16 protein-coding genes are annotated in these 22492 nt (G+C 40.4%); 13 read left to right on the top strand and 3 right to left on the bottom strand.

Annotated features, from left to right (window positions below):
* Window positions 1–3 precede the first annotated feature (3 nt).
* Window positions 4–1410 (top strand): argininosuccinate lyase, encoded by a 1407-nt coding sequence (argH, locus tag PQ456_RS19685; protein WP_273613725.1) that lies wholly within the window; start codon window positions 4–6, stop codon window positions 1408–1410.
* 186 nt (window positions 1411–1596) lie between these two features.
* Here the strand turns inward: argH and PQ456_RS19680 are convergent, their stop codons facing one another.
* The gene (locus PQ456_RS19680) at window positions 1597–2238 is read right to left on the bottom strand and encodes a pentapeptide repeat-containing protein (RefSeq protein ID WP_273613724.1); all 642 of its coding nucleotides are present in this window, start codon (window positions 2236–2238) and stop codon (window positions 1597–1599) included.
* A gap of 257 nt (window positions 2239–2495) precedes the next feature.
* Here PQ456_RS19680 and uxaC point away from each other — a divergent pair, with 257 nt between their 5' ends.
* The 11 genes from uxaC (at window position 2496) to PQ456_RS19625 (ending at window position 18221) form a co-directional block, all read left to right on the top strand.
* Complete coding sequence (gene uxaC, locus PQ456_RS19675; RefSeq protein ID WP_273613723.1) at window positions 2496–3920, top strand: glucuronate isomerase; 1425 nt, start codon at window positions 2496–2498, stop codon at window positions 3918–3920.
* A gap of 237 nt (window positions 3921–4157) precedes the next feature.
* Window positions 4158–5555, top strand: a complete 1398-nt coding sequence (locus tag PQ456_RS19670; protein ID WP_273613722.1) for an MFS transporter — start codon at window positions 4158–4160, stop codon at window positions 5553–5555.
* Window positions 5556–5700: 145 nt separating this feature from the next.
* Entirely contained in the window at window positions 5701–6702 is a 1002-nt protein-coding gene (locus PQ456_RS19665) for a LacI family DNA-binding transcriptional regulator (protein WP_273613721.1), read from the top strand.
* Window positions 6703–6938: 236 nt separating this feature from the next.
* Window positions 6939–8411, top strand: a complete 1473-nt coding sequence (locus tag PQ456_RS19660) for a tagaturonate reductase (RefSeq protein WP_273613720.1) — start codon at window positions 6939–6941, stop codon at window positions 8409–8411.
* 57 nt (window positions 8412–8468) lie between these two features.
* The gene (locus tag PQ456_RS19655; RefSeq protein WP_273613719.1) at window positions 8469–9974 is read left to right on the top strand and encodes a UxaA family hydrolase; all 1506 of its coding nucleotides are present in this window, start codon (window positions 8469–8471) and stop codon (window positions 9972–9974) included.
* A gap of 127 nt (window positions 9975–10101) precedes the next feature.
* The gene (locus PQ456_RS19650; protein ID WP_273613718.1) at window positions 10102–11652 is read left to right on the top strand and encodes an MDR family MFS transporter; all 1551 of its coding nucleotides are present in this window, start codon (window positions 10102–10104) and stop codon (window positions 11650–11652) included.
* Window positions 11653–12137: 485 nt separating this feature from the next.
* Window positions 12138–12824, top strand: a complete 687-nt coding sequence (gene ftsE / locus PQ456_RS19645; protein ID WP_204827203.1) for a cell division ATP-binding protein FtsE — start codon at window positions 12138–12140, stop codon at window positions 12822–12824.
* The gene (ftsX, locus tag PQ456_RS19640; protein ID WP_273613717.1) at window positions 12814–13734 is read left to right on the top strand and encodes a permease-like cell division protein FtsX; all 921 of its coding nucleotides are present in this window, start codon (window positions 12814–12816) and stop codon (window positions 13732–13734) included. The genes ftsE and ftsX overlap by 11 nt, the downstream gene beginning before the upstream one ends.
* A gap of 141 nt (window positions 13735–13875) precedes the next feature.
* On the top strand, window positions 13876–15171 hold the full coding sequence (locus PQ456_RS19635; protein ID WP_273613716.1) for a murein hydrolase activator EnvC family protein: 1296 nt from the start codon (window positions 13876–13878) through the stop codon (window positions 15169–15171).
* 29 nt (window positions 15172–15200) lie between these two features.
* Window positions 15201–16667: a S41 family peptidase gene (locus PQ456_RS19630; RefSeq protein ID WP_273613715.1), complete on the top strand. Its 1467-nt coding sequence runs from the start codon at window positions 15201–15203 to the stop codon at window positions 16665–16667.
* A gap of 162 nt (window positions 16668–16829) precedes the next feature.
* Window positions 16830–18221, top strand: coding sequence for a PDZ domain-containing protein (locus tag PQ456_RS19625; protein ID WP_337957883.1), 1392 nt, complete (start codon window positions 16830–16832; stop codon window positions 18219–18221).
* Between the two features lie 241 nt (window positions 18222–18462).
* On the opposite strand, the gene PQ456_RS19620 is transcribed toward PQ456_RS19625, so the two are convergent.
* Window positions 18463–19281: a flagellar motor protein MotB gene (locus PQ456_RS19620; RefSeq protein WP_273613713.1), complete on the bottom strand. Its 819-nt coding sequence runs from the start codon at window positions 19279–19281 to the stop codon at window positions 18463–18465.
* Window positions 19282–19283: 2 nt separating this feature from the next.
* Window positions 19284–20069 carry a flagellar motor protein gene (locus tag PQ456_RS19615; RefSeq protein ID WP_273613712.1) on the bottom strand — a complete coding sequence of 262 codons (786 nt, stop codon included), beginning with the start codon at window positions 20067–20069 and terminating at the stop codon, window positions 19284–19286.
* A gap of 347 nt (window positions 20070–20416) precedes the next feature.
* On the opposite strand from PQ456_RS19615, the gene uvrB reads away from it, so the two are divergent.
* Window positions 20417–22411, top strand: coding sequence for an excinuclease ABC subunit UvrB (gene uvrB / locus PQ456_RS19610; protein WP_273613711.1), 1995 nt, complete (start codon window positions 20417–20419; stop codon window positions 22409–22411).
* Window positions 22412–22492: the final 81 nt, after the last annotated feature.

Genomic DNA, 22492 nt, shown 5'->3' with positions numbered 1-22492 from the left:
AATATGAGTAAATTATGGGGCGGACGTTTTACCAAGCAAACGAATCATCTGGTTGAAGAATATACAGCTTCGATTAATTTTGATAAAGCTTTGGCAGAAGAAGATATTCAAGGCAGTCTGGCACATGTAAGTATGCTAGGCAAATGCGGAATTGTTCCTGCTGAAGATGTAGAAATCATCAAAAACGGACTGAACAAAGTATTGGACAAAATTCGTGCAGGTGAGATTCAATTTTCGGTCTCTGACGAAGATATTCATATGAATATTGAAAAGCACTTGATCGAAGAAGTAGGCGCTGTTGGTGGTAAATTACACACTGGACGTAGTCGTAACGATCAGGTGGCTACCGATATGCATTTATATTTGCGTAAACGTGTGGTGGAGTTAACAGGACTACTGCATGCTTTACAAGAATCGTTGATTACACAAGCGAAAAGCAATATGGATACGATTATCCCGGGATATACGCATCTACAACGGGCTCAACCGATCCTTTTCCCTCATCATCTGATGGCATATGTCTCGATGTTTGAGCGTGATATCGATCGTCTGAAAGACAGCTACAAGCGGATCAATGTATTGCCACTGGGTGCAGGTGCACTCGCAGGAACGACTTTCCCGATCGATCGTCATTATGTAGCAGAGCAACTAGGATTTGATGGAGTCTACGAAAATAGTCTGGATGCAGTAAGTGATCGTGACTTTATTGTGGAATTTCTCGCAGGGGCTTCATTAATTATGACGCATCTTTCTCGTCTATGTGAAGAGTTAGTGTTATGGAGCAGTACTGAATTTAGCTTTGTTGAATTGGATGATGCGTTCTGTACCGGTAGCAGTATTATGCCACAGAAAAAAAATCCAGATGTTGCTGAATTGGTACGCGGTAAAACCGGTCGTGTATACGGTAATCTGATCGGATTACTAACCGTACTCAAATCGTTACCGCTTGCTTATAACAAAGATATGCAAGAAGACAAAGAAGGTATGTTTGATACCGTAGCGACTTTGGAAGGTGCACTTCAATTATTTGCTCCGATGATCGCTACGATGAAAGTGAATACAGGACGGATGCGTGAAGCGGTTAATAAAGACTTTTCCAATGCGACTGATATTGCAGACTTCCTGGTAGGCAAAGGGTTACCTTTCCGTCAAGCTCATGAAGTGATCGGTAAAACGGTCTTGTACTGTATTCAAGAAGGCAAATACTTGCTAGATCTAACACTGGAAGAATTCCAAAACTTCTCTCCATTGTTCGATGATAGTATCTACGCGGTGTTGCAACCAGAAGCTGTCGTGAATGCACGTAATGTATACGGCGGTACAGCAACTGTACAGGTAGCAGCAGCTATCGAACGTGCTGAAGATAAATTAACCCACACTGTAACATGGCTAGAAGGTCATGTGCAGTAGAATAAATGATCGATAGGTAAAGCAGAATAATCGCTTAATAATTTTTGCATAGAATAGAGCATGGGTTGGAGTATAGATGATGTCTCGTGTTGCTCTTCTCTATTCTTATTGCTTTTAACCTATCATTTCAAAAAAAGTCATCTCAAAAAGGACAACCATGCTGATGCTGGTTGTCCTTTTTGAATATTACGATTTGATCACCAGCCCCATTAGCCCTACAAATGAAGAAGCTTGATAAGGCGATATAATACATCCGCGTAAATCTTCAATCTCAATCTGCAAACTTGTAAAATCACAGGTGCTTAGATCAACTGTATCTAACGAAGTACCTGACAGCATCGCTGTATCTAATTGACATTGTTCGAAAAAAACAGAGTTAAATACCGATGAACAATAATCAGCACCAAGCAATGAACAATTTTCAAAAAGAACACGTTTGAACTGGGAAAAGCGAAATACAGAATAATCAGCAACACAATGAGTAAAACGAACATTTTGCAATCGACTTTGAGCAAAATCGGTACCGATTAATTTGCAGTTGCGAAATTCAGTACGATGTACAAATGAACGAGGAAATGGAATATTAGACAGATCGCATTGATCAAATATTACATCGGTCAGTTCGATTTCAGCTAAATGAGACTCGATCATATCTACGTGTTCAAAGATTGTTTTTTCAAAAGAAACACGCTGTGCTTCCTGACGATCAATGGTGAAATGTTCTATTCTGGCGTGGCTGAATTCGTCTTTGGATTGCAATGTGTATAAAGGCTCATATAAAGTTTCTAAATGCTGAGGAATTTTGGGTGCTTCGATTGGGATATTCATATGTACATGTACCTCCTGAATTGGGATTGTTATTATTGTATATCAACGATAAGTGGTTATTCTATGACTCGGTGCCTAGATTATGATTTTGCTGTGATATCTGTTACAATAACAGCACTTCTTAGTTCATATAACTGTAACAATAAAAATATCGAAATCCTATTGCGTATTCTACAAAAAGAGATACAATAAGACTGTAAATGTTCACGTTAACAAAATGAATAAACATTGCTGAATCAACGAAAGGAAGGAATACAATGACTGCTAAATTTTTGGATCAAAACTTTATGTTACATAGTGATACAGCGATCCAACTGTATCATCAAGTAGCCAAAGATATGCCGATTATTGATTACCATTGTCATTTAAGTCCGCAAGAAATTTTGGAGAATAAAACGTTTAAAAATATTACAGAAGCATGGTTGTACGGCGATCATTACAAATGGCGGGTTATGCGTGCAAATGGTGTAGAAGAAAAATATATTACAGGCGATGCCGATGATTATGACAAATTTCTAGCGTGGGCAAGAACAGTACCGCAATTGATTGGCAATCCACTGTATCACTGGACACATCTTGAATTGCAACGCTTTTTCGGAGTAGAAGAATTATTAAGTGAAAAGACAGCTCCGCAGATCTGGCAAAAAGTAAATGAACAGTTACAAGGAGAAGGATTCGGAGCACGTGATCTGATTACCAAATCAAAAGTAACTGTAGTGTGTACAACCGATGATCCGGTGGATGATCTTGGTTATCATGCACAGATTCGTGGATTGAACGATTTCTCTACAGCAGTGTTGCCAAGCTTCCGCCCGGATAAAGCATTAGAAATTAATCGTGCGACTTTCCGTCCGTGGTTAGAGCAATTAGTAGCGGTGTATGGTTCAGATATTCGCACTTATGATGACTTTTTGAAAGCGCTTGAGCAAAGAGTTCGCTTTTTCCATGCCGCAGGTGGACGTGTATCTGACCATGCACTGGATACGGTTGTTTTTGCAGAAGCGACGCAAGCAGAAGTGAATGAGATTTTTACCAAAGTATTAGAGCAAGGACAAGTAAGCAGTGAAGAAGAAGCGAAGCACAAATCGTATACACTTGTATTTTTAAGTCAATTGTATGCTGAACTAGATTGGGCGATGCAGTTCCATATTCATGCGCTACGTAACAACAACACATCGATGTTCCGTAAGTTAGGGCCGGATACCGGTTATGATTCCGTAAATGATGGATTGATCGCCAAACCATTAGTATCGTTACTAGATGCGATGGAATCGGCAGGAGCATTACCGAAAACGATTTTGTATTCACTGAATCCGAATGATTACCCTGTATTAGCTAGTGCAGCAGGTAGCTTCCAGAGCGGTGGAATCGCTGGCAAAATTCAGTTTGGTACAGCATGGTGGTACAACGATCATCGTGATGGTATGCACGAACAAATGAAATTGTTAGCCAATATGGGTGTGTTAGCACGTTTTGTAGGAATGCTAACCGATTCACGTAGCTTTTTATCGTATACTCGTCATGAATATTTCCGCCGTCTGTTGTGTGATCTATTAGGAACATGGGTAGAGCAAGGGGAAGTTCCTGATGATATGGAATTGTTAAGCGGTATCGTTGAAGGCATTTGTTATACCAATGCAGAGCAGTACTTTAATTTTCCTGCTGTAGTGTCTGTGCAATAAAAAGATACAAAAATCGCTTTGGCTGACTGCTAGAATAAGTGATCTACTATAGTAATGTTCTAGCGTATGCAGTCAAAGCGATCTTTATTTTAAATGATTATGTGATTAATTTCACAATATATGAATATGTGATAGCAAAGTTATTATGAATGCTATAAGTATACAACGCGTAGTAGAGGAGCCAAATCGTATCCATATTGTAAGCGGTTGATTTTATCAAATCAAGGGGTGTGTCACATGGGAGTAGCTACATTAAAAGGGGTCAAAGCAGAAGAAAATGTAATTGACGGCAAGATCAGTCTCAAAGAAAAGATTTCATACGGTATGGGGGACTTTGGGAACGGATTTATGTTTGATCTGGGGCAATTGTATCTGCTTAAATTTTTTACAGACGTTGCCGGTATCCCTGCGATCGCAGCAGCAGGTATTTTTCTAGTCAGTAAATTATTTGCAGCGATCTGTGATCCGATTGTAGGTTCATCAATTGATTATCGCAAAAACATCGGGAAGAACGGTAAATTTAGACCGTATCTGATCTATGGAAGTATTATTCTTGCGATTCTTACAGTGTTCACGTTTATCTCACCTAATCTATCGGTAACCGGTAAATTAATTTATGCGTATGCGTCTTATATGATCTGGGGAATCGGCTATTCATTTGTTAATATTCCTTATGGTTCACTTGGAGCATCGATCACTCAGAATACGATTGAACGAGCATCGTTATCTTCATTCCGTCAAGCCGGTTCGCTTGGAGCACTATTTGTGACCAGTGTTATTGTGATGCCTTTGATTGTGCATTTTGCTAATCCATCTGTAGGATTTCCAGTGGTTATGGGGATTATGTCTGTGATTGGAGTACTTGCTTTTATTGTCTGCTTCCGCGGAACCAAAGAACGGATTATTAGTCAGGCAGCTCCTTCTGAAAAATTATCGGTCGGCAGTGTAGTCAAAACCTTTGTCAGTAACAAACCACTGTTAGTGCTCGTATTAATGACGGTGTTTACCATTTCAGCTTATAATATCAAATCAGCGATGTTGATTTATTTTGCTCAATATAATCTTGGTAATGTGGAACTAATGGCGTATATGAACTTTATTATTATCGGCTCTTCCTTTATCGGCGTGTTATTTTTACCTAAACTGGTAAAAAGATTCGGTAAACGCAAAACAGCGATGATCGGGCTTGGCATTAGTGTAGTAGCAGATACAATCAACTTTATTGCCCCATCGAATGTGTATCTTTTCACAATCTTAGCAAGTATTGCTTTTATCGGTATTAGTATTCCGAATGGTGTTACATGGGCGTTTGTATCCGATATTATCGATTACGGCGAATGGACTTCTGGCGAACGTAAAGAAGGAACTACTTATTCATTGTTTAACTTTTCACGTAAATTGGCACAATCATTATCCGGTTTCTTATCAGGGGTAGGTCTAGCTGTAATTGGTTATGTACCGAATGTCGTGCAGACAGTAGGGACGCAGATCGGGATCAAAGCATTACTTTGTCTGTATCCTGCGATTGCACTAGCGATTGCGATGTTAATTATCGGATTAATGTACAAATTAACAGATAAAAAGCATGAACAAATCGTTGAAGAATTACAATTGCGTCATCAACCTTTAGAGTAAATACGAGTGAGAACAATCGCATAGCGTCCGGCAACCATCCGTATTATGGTGAGTAGATCATAATATGTTATTCTTAGGAGAAGAGGAACGATCGTATCCTCTATTCTGTTCTATTGGACAAGCTGGAATAAAGGAAGGTATGCATATGGCAGCCACAATTAAAGATATCGCAAAGCTAGCGAATGTTTCTCATACGACTGTTTCTCGTGCACTTAATAATAGCCCTCTTATTAAAGAGGTCACCAAACGTAAAATCATGCAAATTGCGCAAGAAGTTAATTATATCCCTAATTATAATGCGAAAAGTCTAGTGTTACAGCGGTCGCATACGATCGGGTTGTTTTTTACCAGTATCTCTAATGGTACAAGTAGTAGCTTTTTTGCCGCTACGATTCGCGGGGTGAATCGTGTGATCGGGATTGAATACAATTTATTTGTACGCGGAATAGATGATTATTTGGATTACAGTTCTATTCATCATAAGCGATTTGATGGCATTATTTTGATGAGTCAAAGTGAAGCTGATAACGACTTTATCAATCATGTGCTAGAGCAAGAGATTCCAATTGTTGTCCTCAATCGTCTACTGCCAGATGCGAATTTAGTCAATATTGTATCTAATGATAAAGAAGGCTCGTATCATGCCGGGCATTTTCTAATTGAGCAAGGTCATACGCAGATTGCGATTATAGAAGGAATCAAAAGCTTCAAATCGACAGAACAACGTCGATTAGGTTTTTTACAAGCGCTGGAAGAAAGTCAATTATCGATTCCAGCAGAATATATTGTTAGTGGAGAATACGATACAGAGAGCGGTTATCAAGCGATGCAACAATTGTTAGCATTATCATCACCACCTACCGCTGTATTTTGCTCCAATGATGATATGGCGATTGGTGCGATGAATGCGGCATTTGAACAAGGGTTGAAAGTACCGCAAGACTTATCGATTATCGGCTTTGATGATATTAATTTCTCGATGTATACCAATCCTGCGTTAACAACAGTGAAGCGTCCGATCGAAGATATTAGCGCGCGTGGGGCAGAGAAAATATTAGAACAGATTCGTGAGAAAGAAACCCAACAAGAATTGATCTTTGTCGAAACTGAATTGATTCAACGTAAATCAACAGCAGTTCGTTCGTGATAAATCATTTAAGCTACAAATCGTTCGATTCGCTAAATACAATGATTATAGATTGAGGATTCCAGAGCTTTTTACTACGCGCAGGAATTCTCTTTTTAATAAATAATAAGATTGTGATCTAATTCACTTTGTTAACGTGTGCATAAAATTATAATCATTAGTAAGTACTTCATAAACAAATCTAAGATTCGTTCACAATAGACAGTTCAACAAATCAACGATCAGGAGGATCTATAATGAACACACTGAACCGAACCACATACCCTGCTACAACCTATACTGAAAAAGTAGTGCAATTTGGCGAAGGGAATTTTTTGCGAGCTTTTACCGATTGGCAGATTCACCAGATGAACAAAAAAGCAAACTTTGATGCAGGAGTTGTTATCGTACAACCGTTAGCTACAGGGATGGCTGAACAACTCAATGAACAAGATGGATTATATACGGTATATCTAGAAGGTATTCAAGATGGACAGCCTTCTCAGACACATGAAGTGATTGAGTGTGTAACACGTGGAATCAATCCTTATGAACACTATGAAACCTATGAAGCTTTAGCCTATCAGCCAGAACTTCGCTGGATCATTTCCAATACAACAGAAGCAGGCATTGCTTTTCATCCAACAGATCAGTTAGTAGATCGTCCACAGCAAAGTTATCCGGGTAAATTAACATCGCTATTGTATCGTCGGTTCCGTCATTTTCATGGAGAAGCAAGTAAAGGGTTTATTATTCTTCCATGTGAATTGATAGATCATAATGGAGATGAACTAAAAAAAATCGTGTTGCAATATGCAGACTTGTGGAACTTAGAGCCTGAATTTGTTGCATGGGTACATCAAGCAAATACATTTTGTAGCAGTCTGGTAGATCGGATTGTTCCCGGTTATCCCAAACAGCGTATGCATGAGATTACAGCAGAGCTTGGATATGAAGATTCATTTGTTGTAGTAGGTGAACCATTTCACTTACTTGTGATCGAAGGGCCGTCTTGGATTGAGCAAGAATTACCGTTTGCCCAAGCAGGTTTGCATATCAAAGTCGTAGAAGATATGGCTCCGTATCGTACGCGTAAAGTACGTATTTTGAATGGTGCTCATACCGCTATGACCCCTGTTGCTTATCTGTATGGTCTAAATACAGTTGCAGAGACGGTCGATCATCCGGTGACTGGCGCTTTTGTACGATCATTGATCCAGGATGAGATTATACCTACGTTGGATTTGCCAGCAGAAGAGCTAGAGCAATTTGCTGCGGCTGTAATGGAACGGTTCCGTAATCCGTATGTACAACATTTTCTAATGAGTATTTCACTAAATAGTATTTCCAAATTCAAAACGCGCGATCTACCAACACTAACTGCTTATATCGAACAGACAGGCAAATTACCACAAAAACTTGTTTTTTCACTTGCAGCTTTGATCGCTTTTTATAAAGGAGAACGCAGTGGAGAACCGATTGCGTTAAACGATGATATCGCTGTATTACAACAGTTAGCTGAATTATGGAAAGTATGCGATAACAGTCAACAAAGTCTACATCAGCTCGTTACAGCTGTTCTGGGAGAATTATCTTTCTGGGGAATGGACTTGAACCATTATAGCGGCTTAACCGAGCAAGTGACGAACGATCTGTATCGTATTCAACATCAAGGCATTGTCGTTGCTTTGCAAGCATTGATGGATCATTCTGCAACACCTACTTCTTAATGGATACACAGTACAAATCAGTGGATAGATACATCTTATGAGGAGGCATAATTAACCATGCTTGAATATATACAGATTCATCCTGATGACAATGTCGTCGTTGCATTGCGTGATTATCAACAAGGCGAAATGATTACACTGGATACACCAACCGCTTTGCAGCAACAGATTACAGTTACAGAAGATATCGCCCGCGGGCATAAGATTGCGCTTCAACCTATCGAGATCAATCAACATATTATCAAATACGGCTATCCGATCGGACATGCGATTCAACCGATTATAGCAGGTAGTCATATTCATACGCATAATGCCAAAACCAATCTAACCGGTATCGAAGAATATCATTACCATCCCAAAACACTATTCAATCCGTATACGCTTGAGAATCGTACTTTTCAAGGGTATCGACGTAGCAATGGGGATGTAGGAATTCGAAATGAATTATGGATCGTACCTACTGTGGGCTGTGTGAACGGAATCGCCGAATTGATTCTAAGCGAGTTCCAGCGTGAAGTAGGTGATATCGCTCCTTTTGAAAATACATTAGTACTCAAACACAGCTATGGTTGCTCTCAGCTAGGGGATGATCATCAATATACACGTACTATTTTGGCAGATGCGGTCAAGCATCCGAATGTAGGTGGTGTACTTGTACTTGGACTGGGATGCGAAAATAATGAAATGGATCAATTCAAAGTAGCGATTGGTGAATACGATGAACATCGGGTCAAATTCCTTGTCTCTCAAATGGTATCAGACGAAGTAGAAGCAGGTGTACAACTACTTAAAGAGATATTTGCCCATGTACAGGGTGATCATCGAGAAGATATTCCTTTATCCGATCTTAAAATCGGACTGAAATGTGGTGGTTCGGATGGATTATCAGGGATTACAGCGAATCCACTATTGGGCAAATTATCAGATTATATGGCGGCGCAAGGCGGGACAACAGTATTGACCGAGGTGCCAGAAATGTTCGGCGCAGAACAGATATTGATGGAACGAGCAGCAGACGAACAAGTATTTGGCAAAATCGTACATCTGATTAATGATTTCAAGCAATATTTTATGGATTACAAACAGCCTGTCTATGAAAATCCTTCTCCTGGTAACAAAGCAGGAGGAATTACAACATTAGAAGATAAATCACTGGGTTGTACGCAAAAGTCAGGCATTTCGCCTGTACAAGATGTTCTATTATATGGAGAACGATTGCAGACACGTGGACTGAATTTGTTAAGTGCACCGGGCAATGATCTGGTAGCTTCGTCTGCACTGGCGGCAGCAGGTTGTCAGCTGGTGATTTTTACTACCGGACGAGGAACACCTTTCGGTTCATTTGTACCTACGATGAAAGTGTCTACCAATTCCCCTTTATTTGCGAACAAACCGCATTGGATCGATTATAATGCAGGCACACTGGTTGAAGATGTAACGATAGAAGACGGATTACAAGATTTTATTGATTACATTATTGAAGTTGCCAGTGGTCGCTGGGTGAATAATGAGAAAAATAAATTCCGCGAACTTGCGATATTTAAAAGCGGAGTTACTTTGTAAATATAACTATGGTTTGGCATCTTAAACGCAATATATGCTATACTAATTCCATTGTGACCAACGGGTCAGTAACTGATCGATGCTTTGCAGAAAGATCATGTTATGATTACGACAAAGGAGTGAGTGTATGTCAGCGTCTGTTGCTGGAAAAAGTCAAAAAGCTTCAAAAACAGGCTGGATCGTTGCAGGGTTGTTGCTCGGTATTTTTATTGCGGCGATTGATAATACGATCGTAGCTACAGCGATTGCGACGATTGTAGGTGATCTTGGAGGATTTGATCAATTTGTATGGGTAACTTCAGCATACTTGGTCGCTTCACTCGCAGGTACACCTATTTTCGGTAAACTATCGGATATGTACGGTCGTAAGCGATTTTTTATTTTTGGTGTTGTTGTCTTTATGCTTGGTTCTATTTTATGTGGTACAGCAGACTCGATCGTACAACTTAGTATTTATCGAGCGATTCAAGGGATTGGTGGCGGTGCGCTGGTACCGATTGCTTTTACGATTGTATTCGATACATTCCCACCGGAAAAACGCGGTAAAATGACAGGTTTGCTGGGCGCTGTATTTGGTATGTCCAGTTTATTTGGCCCACTGTTAGGCGCTTATATTACCCAATATATGAACTGGCGCTGGGTGTTCTATATCAATGTTCCGTTTGGGATTGTTTCGTTTCTATTGGTTATGATTTTTTATCATGAATCTATGGAACGTTCGAAGCAAAAAATCGATTGGTGGGGCGCAGCGTTATTGATCGGAGCTGTCGTGTCCTTGATGTTCGCTTTAGAACTAGGCGGAGATACGTATGCTTGGAATTCAGGTGTGATTTTAGGATTGTTTGCAAGCTTTGTGGTATTGCTGATCGGATTTATTTTTGCAGAACAGAAAGCCGCAGAACCTATTATTTCATTTCCGATGTTCAAAGATCGACTGTTCAGTAGCAGTACATTAGCCGCTTTTTTCTATGGAGCTGCTTTTATTACAGTAGCGCTCTATATTCCGATTTATATCCAAGGGGTAAGCGGTGGGACAGCGGTCAATTCAGGGCTTACTCTAATGCCGATGACGATCGGGTCTGTGATTGCAGCGATGCTTGGCGGGATACTGGTAAATAAATTAACATTCCGCCGAATTATGATGATCTCTGGATTTTTATTTGTACTGGGGATGGCATTGTTAAGCCGCATTACACCGGATACACCTGCATTACTATTGTATCTGTATCTAGCTACAGCAGGCTTCGGAATTGGATTTTCTTTCTCAGTTCTGAATATCAGCGGAATTCAGAACTTTGATTTCCGTCAACGCGGAGCAGCGACCTCTACATTAACATTTGTTCGTTCTCTGGGAATGGCACTGGGTGTTACGATATTTGGATTGATCCAACGTAGCTTATTAAGCAATCAATTAGAAGCAGGGATAAATCAGAGTGGTGGTGAAAGTGCATTACCAGCAGGACTTGATCTGACTCAGCTTGATCCGCGTGCCTTGCTATCCGATGATATCAAATCTCATTTGCCAGCTCAGGTGATTGAGATGATTCAGGTAGCATTAACAAGTTCGATTGCAGGTACATTTATGTGGGCAGTCTTACCAGCTATTGGAGCACTTATCGCTGTTTCCTGTATGGGTAAAGAACGTGCTCTTCAAACGAATAAACCTACTCAAAAGTAAGTAATAACGTGATTGCAATACAAAGTAGTCATAGCAGGTATCCATAACAAACCCAAAAAAGATCGTTCATGTTCAGGTCAGTCTGAGATGGAACCGCTTTTGAAGGACGTTAGCAGAAGAAAGTCTGATTTCAGCATTGCGCTGATTTCAGGCTTTTTTGATTATGGAGTGATTTTCGAGTTATTATAGTACTCAAATGGTAACGAATTTGTTACAATAGAGATTGTTGAATCTGTCTTTCAAACATATGGTGTTTTGCTACATCCAGTACAAAGTACCTAATCGTATATTGGTTTACTTGATAAGAACCAACCTACCTATACTTAATGTTGTCTGTGAAAACGAATAGTAACCGTATAAGAAGAAATGGTGAGTCTAAATACCATGTACCACATGCAATCAACAAAACCATTCAGACATCATCTCTGATAACAAAATGTTGTCTATGATAAGGTGAATGATCTGATTATTTAGGAAGTGATAATTTGATAGAAATGCAGGATGTCTGGAAAACTTATCCGAATGGAGCTCATGCTCTTCAAGGTGTATCTGTGAAGATTGATCGCAATGAATTTGTATATGTGGTCGGTCCTTCGGGTGCGGGTAAGTCTACCTTTATGAAATTAATGTATCGTGAAGAAACACCAACAAAAGGTCAAATTTCTGTAAATGGATTTAATTTAGGCAAATTAAAACAGCGTAAGATTCCACTGTTGCGCCGTAATATCGGAGTTATTTTTCAAGATTTCCGTCTACTACCGAAATTAACAGCTTACGATAATGTTGCTTTTGCAATGGAAGTTATTGAAACGCCGCGAAAATTAATGAAAAAGCGGGTAATGGAAGTACTTGATCTGGTAGGGCTTCAAAGTAAAGCAGGGCGTTACCCTGAACAAATGTCCGGTGGTGAGCAACAGCGGATAGCTATTGCACGCGCAATCGTCAATAATCCAGCTGTGATTATAGCGGATGAACCTACAGGAAACCTTGATCCTGAGACTTCATATGGGATTATGCAATTGCTAGACGAAATTAATTTCCGCGGAACAACGATTATTATGGCTACTCATAACAGAGATATTGTTAATTCGATGCGTCGTCGGGTATTAGCGATCGAAGACGGTATGATCGTCAGAGATCAGATTAGAGGGGAGTACGGTTATGAATTTTAATACCTTCTTGCGACACTTGCGGGAAGGTTTTAGAAGCGTATTCCGCAACGGGTGGATGTCAGTTGCATCGATCACCTCTATTATTGTGTCTCTGTTTATTTTGGGTGTATTTATTTTGTTAGTTTTGAATGTGAATCAACTTGCCGATCAGGCAGATAGCGAAGTAGAGATCAACGTCTTTTTGGAACTTAATGTCGATCAATCATTACGGCAAGAGTTGCAACAAGAGATCAGCGCTATGACAGAAGTGAGTACCGTTACATTTGTTCCCAAAGCGCAAGGGTTACAAGAATTACGTGATCGTCTAGGTGAAGGTGGAGAATCATTCTTGCAAGGGTATGCGCAGGATAATAATCCATTGCCTGATGCTTTACGTATCCAAGTTATTGAACCAACTACCGTTCCTTTTGTCGCTCAGAAGATAGAAGCATTAAATAAAGAACATCCTGAAAAACCTATCCTTAAAGTTCGGTATGGTGGAGATACAGTACAGACGTTGTTCAAAGTGACAGCATTGATCCGCAATATTGGTCTAATTCTGGTTGCTGCTCTTGGATTGATGGCCATGTTCTTAATAGCGAATACGATTCGAGTAACTATACTCGCGCGTCGTCGTGAAATTAGTATTATGAAGTTAGTGGGAGCCACCAATCAGTTTATACGCTGGCCTTTCTTTATTGAAGGTGCATTGTTAGGCGGTATTGGTTCACTCGTAACGATCGCTATTTTATTTATAGGGTATCAGCAATTAGTAGCCGCTTCGGTTCGTTCATTCGGAATAGCGTCTGTGATCACTTTGATTCCTTTACAGCAAATCTGGCCGTTATTGGGCAGTTTACTACTAGGACTTGGAGTATTGATCGGAATATGGGGCAGTACACTCTCGATTCGTCGCTTTCTCAAAGTATAAAATAAATTATTTTCGTAAATATGCAAAAAAAGCTAAGATATCTGCAAAACATTGCCGATAATCATACTTGATGCAAGTGCTGAACGCCGGAAAACGACTGTTTCAAAAACCTACAAATGGTAAAAGGATGGGGAGAAAAAGTTGAAAAAAGTCGCATCAGTTATGGCTGTTATTTTATTGGCAGTCTCAGTGATCCAACCACAACAAGTACACGCCGCCAAATCGGTTAGTGATATCCAGAGTCAATTAAATGCTGTGGAGAAAAAAGCACAGGAAGCAGCCCAACAGAAGAAAAAAGCTGCTGCTCAAAAGAAAAAATCGCAAATGCTGAAAGCTAGAACACAAAAAGATCTAGGTAAAGTATTGCAAGCGATCAATGAAGTGAGCAGTCAGTTGGCTCGCGTTTCTAGTGATATTTCACAAACGGAATCAGGTCTTCGTCAGGCGAAAAAAGATTTGGCTGAAACCAAAGAACGTATTCATGCTCGTGAAGGTATGATTGATACTCGTGTACGAATGATGTATACCGACGGATTAATCTCTTATATGGATGTGTTAATGGCTTCAACGAACTTTTCCGATTTTGTAGAACGTGCGGATTCATTGCGTATGATTGTAGACCAGGATCAGGACATCTTGGCTCAACATGAAAAAGACAAACAATTCGTAATCGTGACACAGAAAAAATTAACCGCTTCGTATGCGAAAGCGAAAAGTCTATACGCTGAAAAAGCAGAGCGTAAAGGCGAATTAGATGCAAAAGAAAATGAAAAACAAGTACTCATTTCTAAATACAACACACAGATTGAGAATGCGGATGATATCACATCCGAGCAAGAACAAGCGTTATGGGATTTAGCAGACAAACGTGCTTCTCTCTATCAGGAGAAAACAGCACTAGAAGCACAAGAAAGAGCAGCAGCGGCGGCCCGTGCGGCAGCAGAAGCTCAAGCAAGAGCAGAAGCAGCAGCCAACAATCCTCCATCGTCTGATGATGGTGGCGGTTATACTCCACCAAGTACAGGTGGATATCAAGGTAGCGGCAATGGAAGTATGGGTCTACCGGTGAATGGTGCGCGTATTTCTTCTCCTTTCGGATATCGTAATCACCCGATTCAAGGGGTATACAAATTGCATACAGGAGTCGATTTTGCAGCTCCACAAGGAACCGATATTCATGCTGCTCAAGGTGGAACGGTAGTCGTTGCGCAATGGCAAAATGGATACGGAAATACAGTTATTATCGATCATGGAAATGGGATCAAAACATTATACGGACATATTCGTGATGGCGGTATTGCTGTTTCTGTAGGTCAGACAGTAAGTCAAGGACAGAAGATTGCAGAAGTAGGTTCTACAGGGAACTCTACAGGCCCTCACTGTCACTTTGAAGTACGTGTGAATAATACGCCTGTCGATCCGATGGGTTATCTGTAATAGCGTTAAGCTCAGAGAGGCGGTAACACATGATGAGAAAACGCACCGTAGCACTGCTTGTGATTGCCATGATGGTGCTAAGTAGCGTGCTTACACTGGCTTTTACCAGTCTGCCAGGAATTGCTCGTAATGCTGTAAATGGACAAGGATTACTCGCTGCACTTAGCGGTGGAGGTCTAAGCGATCAACAACAGAGCAAACTCAGTACAGCTGCTAAATTGATTGAAAGTAATTATTACCAAGATGTAGATAGTAACAAGCTTGTAGATGGTGCAATCAATGGGATGATGGAAGCGTTAGGTGATCCTTATTCCAGTTATATGGCTCCTGAGACAGCGACTCAGTTTTCTGAATCGATCGCAGGATCATTTACAGGAATCGGTGCAGAAGTATCGCAAGAAGATGGCAATGTCGTGATCGTTTCGCCGATCAAAGGTTCACCTGCGGAAAAAGCAGGATTACGCCCGAAAGACATTATCGTATCCATCAATGGCGAATCACTAGCTGGTGTGGACTTAAATGATGCTGTGAATAAGATTCGTGGCAAAAAAGGAACAACGGCTACGATTGAAATTAAACGTTCAGGCAGTTCCAATAATTTAACGTTCAAAATTGTTCGTGATGATATCGATGTCGAGACAGTCACTTCGAGAATGACTGCTGACAAAATCGGTGTGATTACCGTAACGCAGTTCTCAATGAATACCGCAGAGCGCTTTGATGCTGAAGTCAAAAAGCTTGAAGGCGAAGGTATGAAAGGTCTTGTGATTGATGTTCGTAACAATCCAGGTGGCGTTCTGTCTGTTGTAATTGATATGGCTGAACAATTTGTCCCGAATGGCAAATTGATCGTACAAGTCGAAGATAAAGCAGGTAAACGTGATGAGACCAAGTCGACAGGTAAAGGTGTTAAATATCCGATTGCTGTGGTAACAAATGGTGGTAGCGCAAGTGCTTCTGAGATTCTAGCAGGTGCGTTGAAGCAATCTGCGGGTGCGACATTATATGGTGAGACTACGTATGGTAAAGGTACTGTGCAGACAAGTATGGACAATATCTTTAACGATGGTAGTTTAATCAAAATTACGATTGCTAAATGGTTGACTCCAAATGGAGATTGGATTCATAAAAAAGGAATCAAACCGGATGTGAAAATCGCTCCGCCTGATTACTTTACCGTGACTCCAATCAACAAAGAAAAAACACTCAAATATGATATGAACAATAGCGATATTAAGAGTGCTCAAATTATGTTAGATGGCCTTGGTTACAGTGTCGATCGCAAAGACGGTTATTTTGATCGTGATACCGAGAGTGCAGTGAAATCATTCCAGACTAAGCAAAAGCTGACGGTGACAGGTGCGATTGATGAGAAAACAGCAACTGCCCTTGAGATTGCATTAGTGAAGCATATTCAAGACCCACAATATGATGTTCAAATGAACAAAGCGATTGCTGGGGTTGAAAAGCAAATTTCTACAGCGAATACCAAATAATTTAAAGCTAACACTCCTATGTTCATATGTATTTCCAAAAAGAAGGCTGTTATAGCCTTCTTTTTTTATGTAGAATAGAGAGAGTTGAGTCCAAGTAGGATTTGATGGTACGATTTCTATGAAAGAAAGATAGATGGCAAAGGAGAGTGGCAACCGTTGAACGTGTTAGGTGAGGCACTCCGTATGATAGGCGGGGCTTTAGGGGCGCTATTAACACAGCCTTTTTATTATATATTTTTGATCGGTGTTTTGTTGCATTACAGACGTCAAGGTATTCTTGAACGTAAATTATTTAATATTCGTATTTATGTCTATGCAGGTCGTGTATTACGTACAGTGATTACAGGAATGATTGTCGGATTACTGGTATCGATTGCGATGGCATTTATAGGTATACATATACAGACAGAAGTTACCTGGTGTATAGGAACAATTTTGATTCTATTATCCGTATTCCGTCTACGTTATGCTCATATAACGATGGCTTTGGCTGTACTTACGATCATTTATATGGTGCTGCTCTCTTTACCGTCATGGCAACCTACAGGTTTTATCGGGCAAGTGATAGAGAGTATTCGCAATGTAGATTTGCCTGGATTGTTAGCCATCTCGGTATTGTTACAATTGATTGAAGCAGTATTATTCCGTATGCAAGCCACTCGCTTTTCTTCTCCAGTTGTCATTGAAGGCAAGCGTGGTAAGCCTGTAGGGGCCTATGCAATAGAAGCATTCTGGCCGATTCCTTTATGGTTATTTATCCCTTCCACCGGTGGTCTTGTTCTGCCATGGACACCGCTTCATGGAGCAGAGTCATGGATAAATGGTGTATCTTTAACAGCATTACCGGTGATGATCGGTTGCAGTATATTAACACAGACCCATTTGCCACAAGTCAAAGTGAATGCGATAGCCAAGCGATTATTACAGAGTAGCTTTATTATGATCGTACTTGCGGCTTTGGCACTGTGGTGGGCGCCTATCGCTATCCCTGCATTAGTGATAGCAGTAATTTTACGTGAATGGATTATGTATGTGAGTAGACGAGAAGAGTCGCAACAGAGCCCATTATTTATTCGTGGATTACGGGGACTCAAAATACTAGATGTTATCCCAGCTAGCCCGGCGGCAGAGTTAGGTATTACCGCAGGGGAAAGTGTATATAAAGTGAATGGACAGTTGATTCAAGATCCACAATCATTACATGCGGCATTACGAATCAATCCAGCTTTTTGCAAATTGGAAATATTAAATATTCAGGGCGAAAGTAAATTTCTACAACGAGCGATCTATGCAGGGGATCATCATCAGTTAGGCATGATTTTTGCACCGGATGATCAAGCTGTTATCTCTCCAGATATTCAGCGTTTATCGGTCTGGCATCTGGTCACCAAACCTCGTGTACACAAGTTGAACAACAGTTATCAGGAAGCGGATGCGATATTATTGCTAGAAAGCAATCTGTCTACGGAAACAGAGGTGCCTGAAGAGCCGATTGAATTGACTCCCGAGTATATCGAAAAGCATGGATTACCCAAGCGTCCACGCCGTAAGTGAGTACTATTCAGTGCTGTAGTGTTAGGAAGAGTCATTGCTTTACAACATAAGTAGGTATTTGAATATCAGCCTACAATAAATGATAAACTATAAAAAGCACCCAAGTGTACTCTCGATCAGCAGATGAGTAGATACACTTGAGTGCTTTTTTTGAATTCAAACTTAACAGTTACATCTTAGTATTAAAGCCTACCTATCACATGGTATTGAAAATACGAATGCTATTACTTAATCGCTCCTATTAGTCTTGCAACTGACGTAAAACGATAATTTCTACACGGCGATTTTTTTGACGGCCTGCTGCTGTTGAATTATCTGCGGTTGGACGTGTATCTCCATAACCTGCATATTGAAACTTCGATTTGTCTAATCCTTTAGTATCAATAAAATAACGCAGAACAGACAAGGCACGTGCGCCCGACAATTCCCAGTTATCTTGATAACGTGAGGCATTCACAATAGGTAAATTATCGGTATGTCCTTCAATACTGACTGTCGTATCAATAGATTGGAATAAGCTAGATAATTGTGCAAGTGTTGCTAGTGAAGGTGATTTGAGATTCGCTTGACCTTCGTTAAATAAAAATTGATCACTGAGTGTAATAGAGATCCCTTGCGGCTTGTCAGCGACGACGACTTGATTGCCTAGATTATTGGTTTTGACATACTTTTGGATCACACTCATTAGATTCGCTAATTCGCTTTCTTGCTTACGAAAAGCTTCTTCGCGATTAGTCAGTGTAGTTGCGCCGCTTTGTGTATCTTTACCGCCTGCATTGCCTGCTTGATTACTGGTCGAAGTAGAACCGCCGTTACTTGTATTTTTACCAGCGGTTCCTGTGATACCTTTACCGCCATCTAGAATCGAATTATCGCTTTGGAAAGTAAGCTGTAATGAATCGGTTAGCACCTGATACTTGGCAGTATCTACATGACTTACTGAATACATCACAACAAAGAAGATCAGTAACAACGTAATTAAATCAGCGTAGGTAATCAGCCAACGATCTTGCTGATTATGTCCAGTGCCTTTTTTACCTCGCCGAGAATAACGTGCCATCGTTATTCCTCCCCTGTTCTAGCTTCACGAATAAGATTTCCATTGTTCTCAGGCAAAAACGTTTCTAACTTTTTACGTACCAATTGAGGATTTTCGCCATTTTGGATCGATAATACGCCTTCTAATAACATTTCCATCGTTTGAATATCAAGCTCGCTACGAGAACGGATTTTGGAAGCGATCGGTAAAAAGATAAGGTTGGCACTAGCAACACCATACAAAGTCGCTGTAAAAGCAACAGCAATCGATCCGCCTAATCCGGTAGGTTCGCTAAGACTACCTAATACTTGGATAAGACCCATAACGGTACCGATAATCCCCATCGTAGGTGCATACCCACCAGCAGAATCGAACACTTTAGCATATTGTTCATGTTCTAATTCTGTTTTGGTCATTTCAAGTTCTAGAATTTGTTGAATCACTTCACGATCTGTCCCATCGACTACTTGCTGAATACCTTCTCGTAGAAAAGGATTATCATGAGAAGAAGCTTGAGGCTCAAGAGCCAGTACACCTGCCCGGCGTGCATGTGTAGACATATTAACAATATCTTCAATCAATTGCTCATTATCAGTACCACCTGTTGAAAAGGTGAAAGCAATCGCACGCGGAATTTTTTTTAATCGTGCTAATGGAAAGCTGATTACAACAGCCGCAGCGGTTCCTCCAAATACGATCAATGCCGCAGCACCTTGAACTAGCCCACTCGCATCGCCGCCTTCCCATAAAAAGCCCCCAATCAATGCAGCAAGCCCTGCAATAATCCCGATAATCGTTGTTAAATCCATTCATTCATCTCCTGTTCTGGGTATGGGGAATAACCGTAACTATAACGATTTACATGAAAAAAGTTAAAATTTCAGTCGTGTTTCAATTGCATAAACGCAGTAGGAGGAGTATAATATAAGAACAAACATTCCTATAGCGGTATATTTTTGCTGTGCTATAGAACTGATAATCTACAGACAACTTATTATAGAATAATTAACCAAAAATGAGATTCGTCAATTCATGGTGTGCCACCATCGTACATGTTGGGTAAAGTATAATGTATTCGGCACTTTGATTAACGGTCTCTTTTGTTATTATCGGGCATGTGTAATTTATATTTTAGACGATAGGGTGATGCAGGGCAATGAATGATATTGTTGTCAGCTCCAAGAAATTTGAAATACAGTCGGAATTCTCTCCTCAAGGCGATCAGCCTCAAGCGATAGATGAGTTGGTGAAAGGTATAGAACGAGGAGAAAAGTATCAGACTCTTCTCGGGGCAACCGGAACAGGTAAAACATTTACAATGGCACAAGTGATAGCCAAGTTGCAACGACCTACACTGGTTATTGCACATAACAAAACACTAGCGGCTCAATTAGCAGGGGAATTTAGAGACTTTTTCCCGAACAATTCAGTCGATTATTTTGTAAGTTATTATGATTATTATCAACCGGAAGCGTATATTCCGTCTTCAGATACGTATATTGAGAAAGACTCCAGTATCAATGAAGAGATTGATAAATTACGTCACTCCGCGACCAGTTCATTGTTTGAACGTCGTGATGTTATTATCGTAGCGAGTGTATCTTGTATTTATGGTCTGGGTTCACCGCAAGATTACGGCGGTTTGTTATTATCACTGCGTGTAGGTATGGAGAAGTCACGTAATGAAATCCTATCTCGTTTAGTGGATATTCAGTATCAACGTAACGATATTAACTTTGTACGGGGTACTTTCCGTGTACGTGGTGATGTCATTGAGATATTCCCTGCTTCACGCGGAGAACAAGCAGTTCGTATCGAATTGTTTGGTGATGAGATTGAACGTATCACTGAGATTGATGTATTAACAGGCGAATTAGTCGGTGAACGTGAACATATTGCTATTTTCCCGGCATCTCACTTTGTTACCAAAGAAGAGACACTCAAAGTAGCACTTAAAAATATCGAACGTGAACTCGAAGAGCGCCTCAAAGTGTTAAATGAACAAGGTAAGTTGCTAGAAGCACAGCGTTTAGAGCAACGTACTAATTATGATCTTGAAATGATGAGAGAAGTTGGTTTCTGCTCCGGGATTGAGAACTACTCTGGTCCTCTTACTTTCCGTGAACGTGGAGATACTCCTTATACATTAATGGATTATTTTCCTGACGATATGTTGATCGTTGTCGATGAATCTCATGTGACATTACCGCAGATTAGAGCGATGTATAATGGTGACCAGGCACGTAAAAATGTTCTGGTAGATCATGGATTCCGTCTGCCATCTGCGCTTGATAATCGTCCACTGAAATTCGAAGAATTTGAAGATAAAATCAATCAGATTGTGTTCGTATCTGCGACACCAGGTCCTTATGAACTGGAACACTGTCAAGAAATGACACAACAGATTATCCGTCCAACCGGACTACTTGATCCGATCATTGAAGTGCGTCCAACCAAAGGACAGATCGATGATATTATTGGAGAAATTCGGTTACGTATTGAGCGTGATGAACGGGTACTGTTAACGACCCTGACGAAGAAAATGTCAGAAGATTTAACCGATTATCTCAAAGAAATAGGAATCAAAGTTAGGTATCTGCATTCGGATATCAAAACACTGGAACGGATGTCGATCTTACGTGATCTACGTCTAGGTACATTCCATGTGCTTGTCGGAATTAACTTACTCCGGGAAGGACTTGATTTGCCTGAAGTATCTCTGGTAGCGATATTGGATGCAGACAAAGAAGGATTCCTGCGTTCAGAGCGTTCGTTGATTCAGACCATTGGTCGTGCCGCACGTAACTCGGATGGTCGAGTCATTATGTATGGCGATCGTATAACCGATTCGATGCAAAAAGCGATCTTCGAAACAGAGCGTCGTCGTAGTATTCAGGTTGCTTATAATGAGGAACATGGCATTACGCCGCAAACGATCCGTAAAAAAATACGTGATGTTATCGAAGCGACCAAAGTGGCTGAAGGTAAAGCAAGTTATATGGAAGAGATCGGCAAAACAAAACTTTCCAAACGCGATCGTCAAGCATTGATTAGTCGTCTTGAACTGGAAATGAAAGAAGCAGCCAAAAATCTACAGTTTGAACGTGCTGCTGAACTTCGAGATGCAGTGCTTGAACTGAAAGCTGAATAACAAATAGTTATAGTTAATAACAGATCGATATCGTTGGCGATCATCAATTATTTAATAGATAAATAATGAAGGTTGTTAAAT

This window comes from Paenibacillus kyungheensis (genome assembly GCF_028606985.1).
GTDB classification, from domain to species: Bacteria; Bacillota; Bacilli; order Paenibacillales; family Paenibacillaceae; genus Saccharibacillus; species Saccharibacillus kyungheensis.
This window is presented reverse-complemented; position numbering and strand designations above follow the sequence as displayed.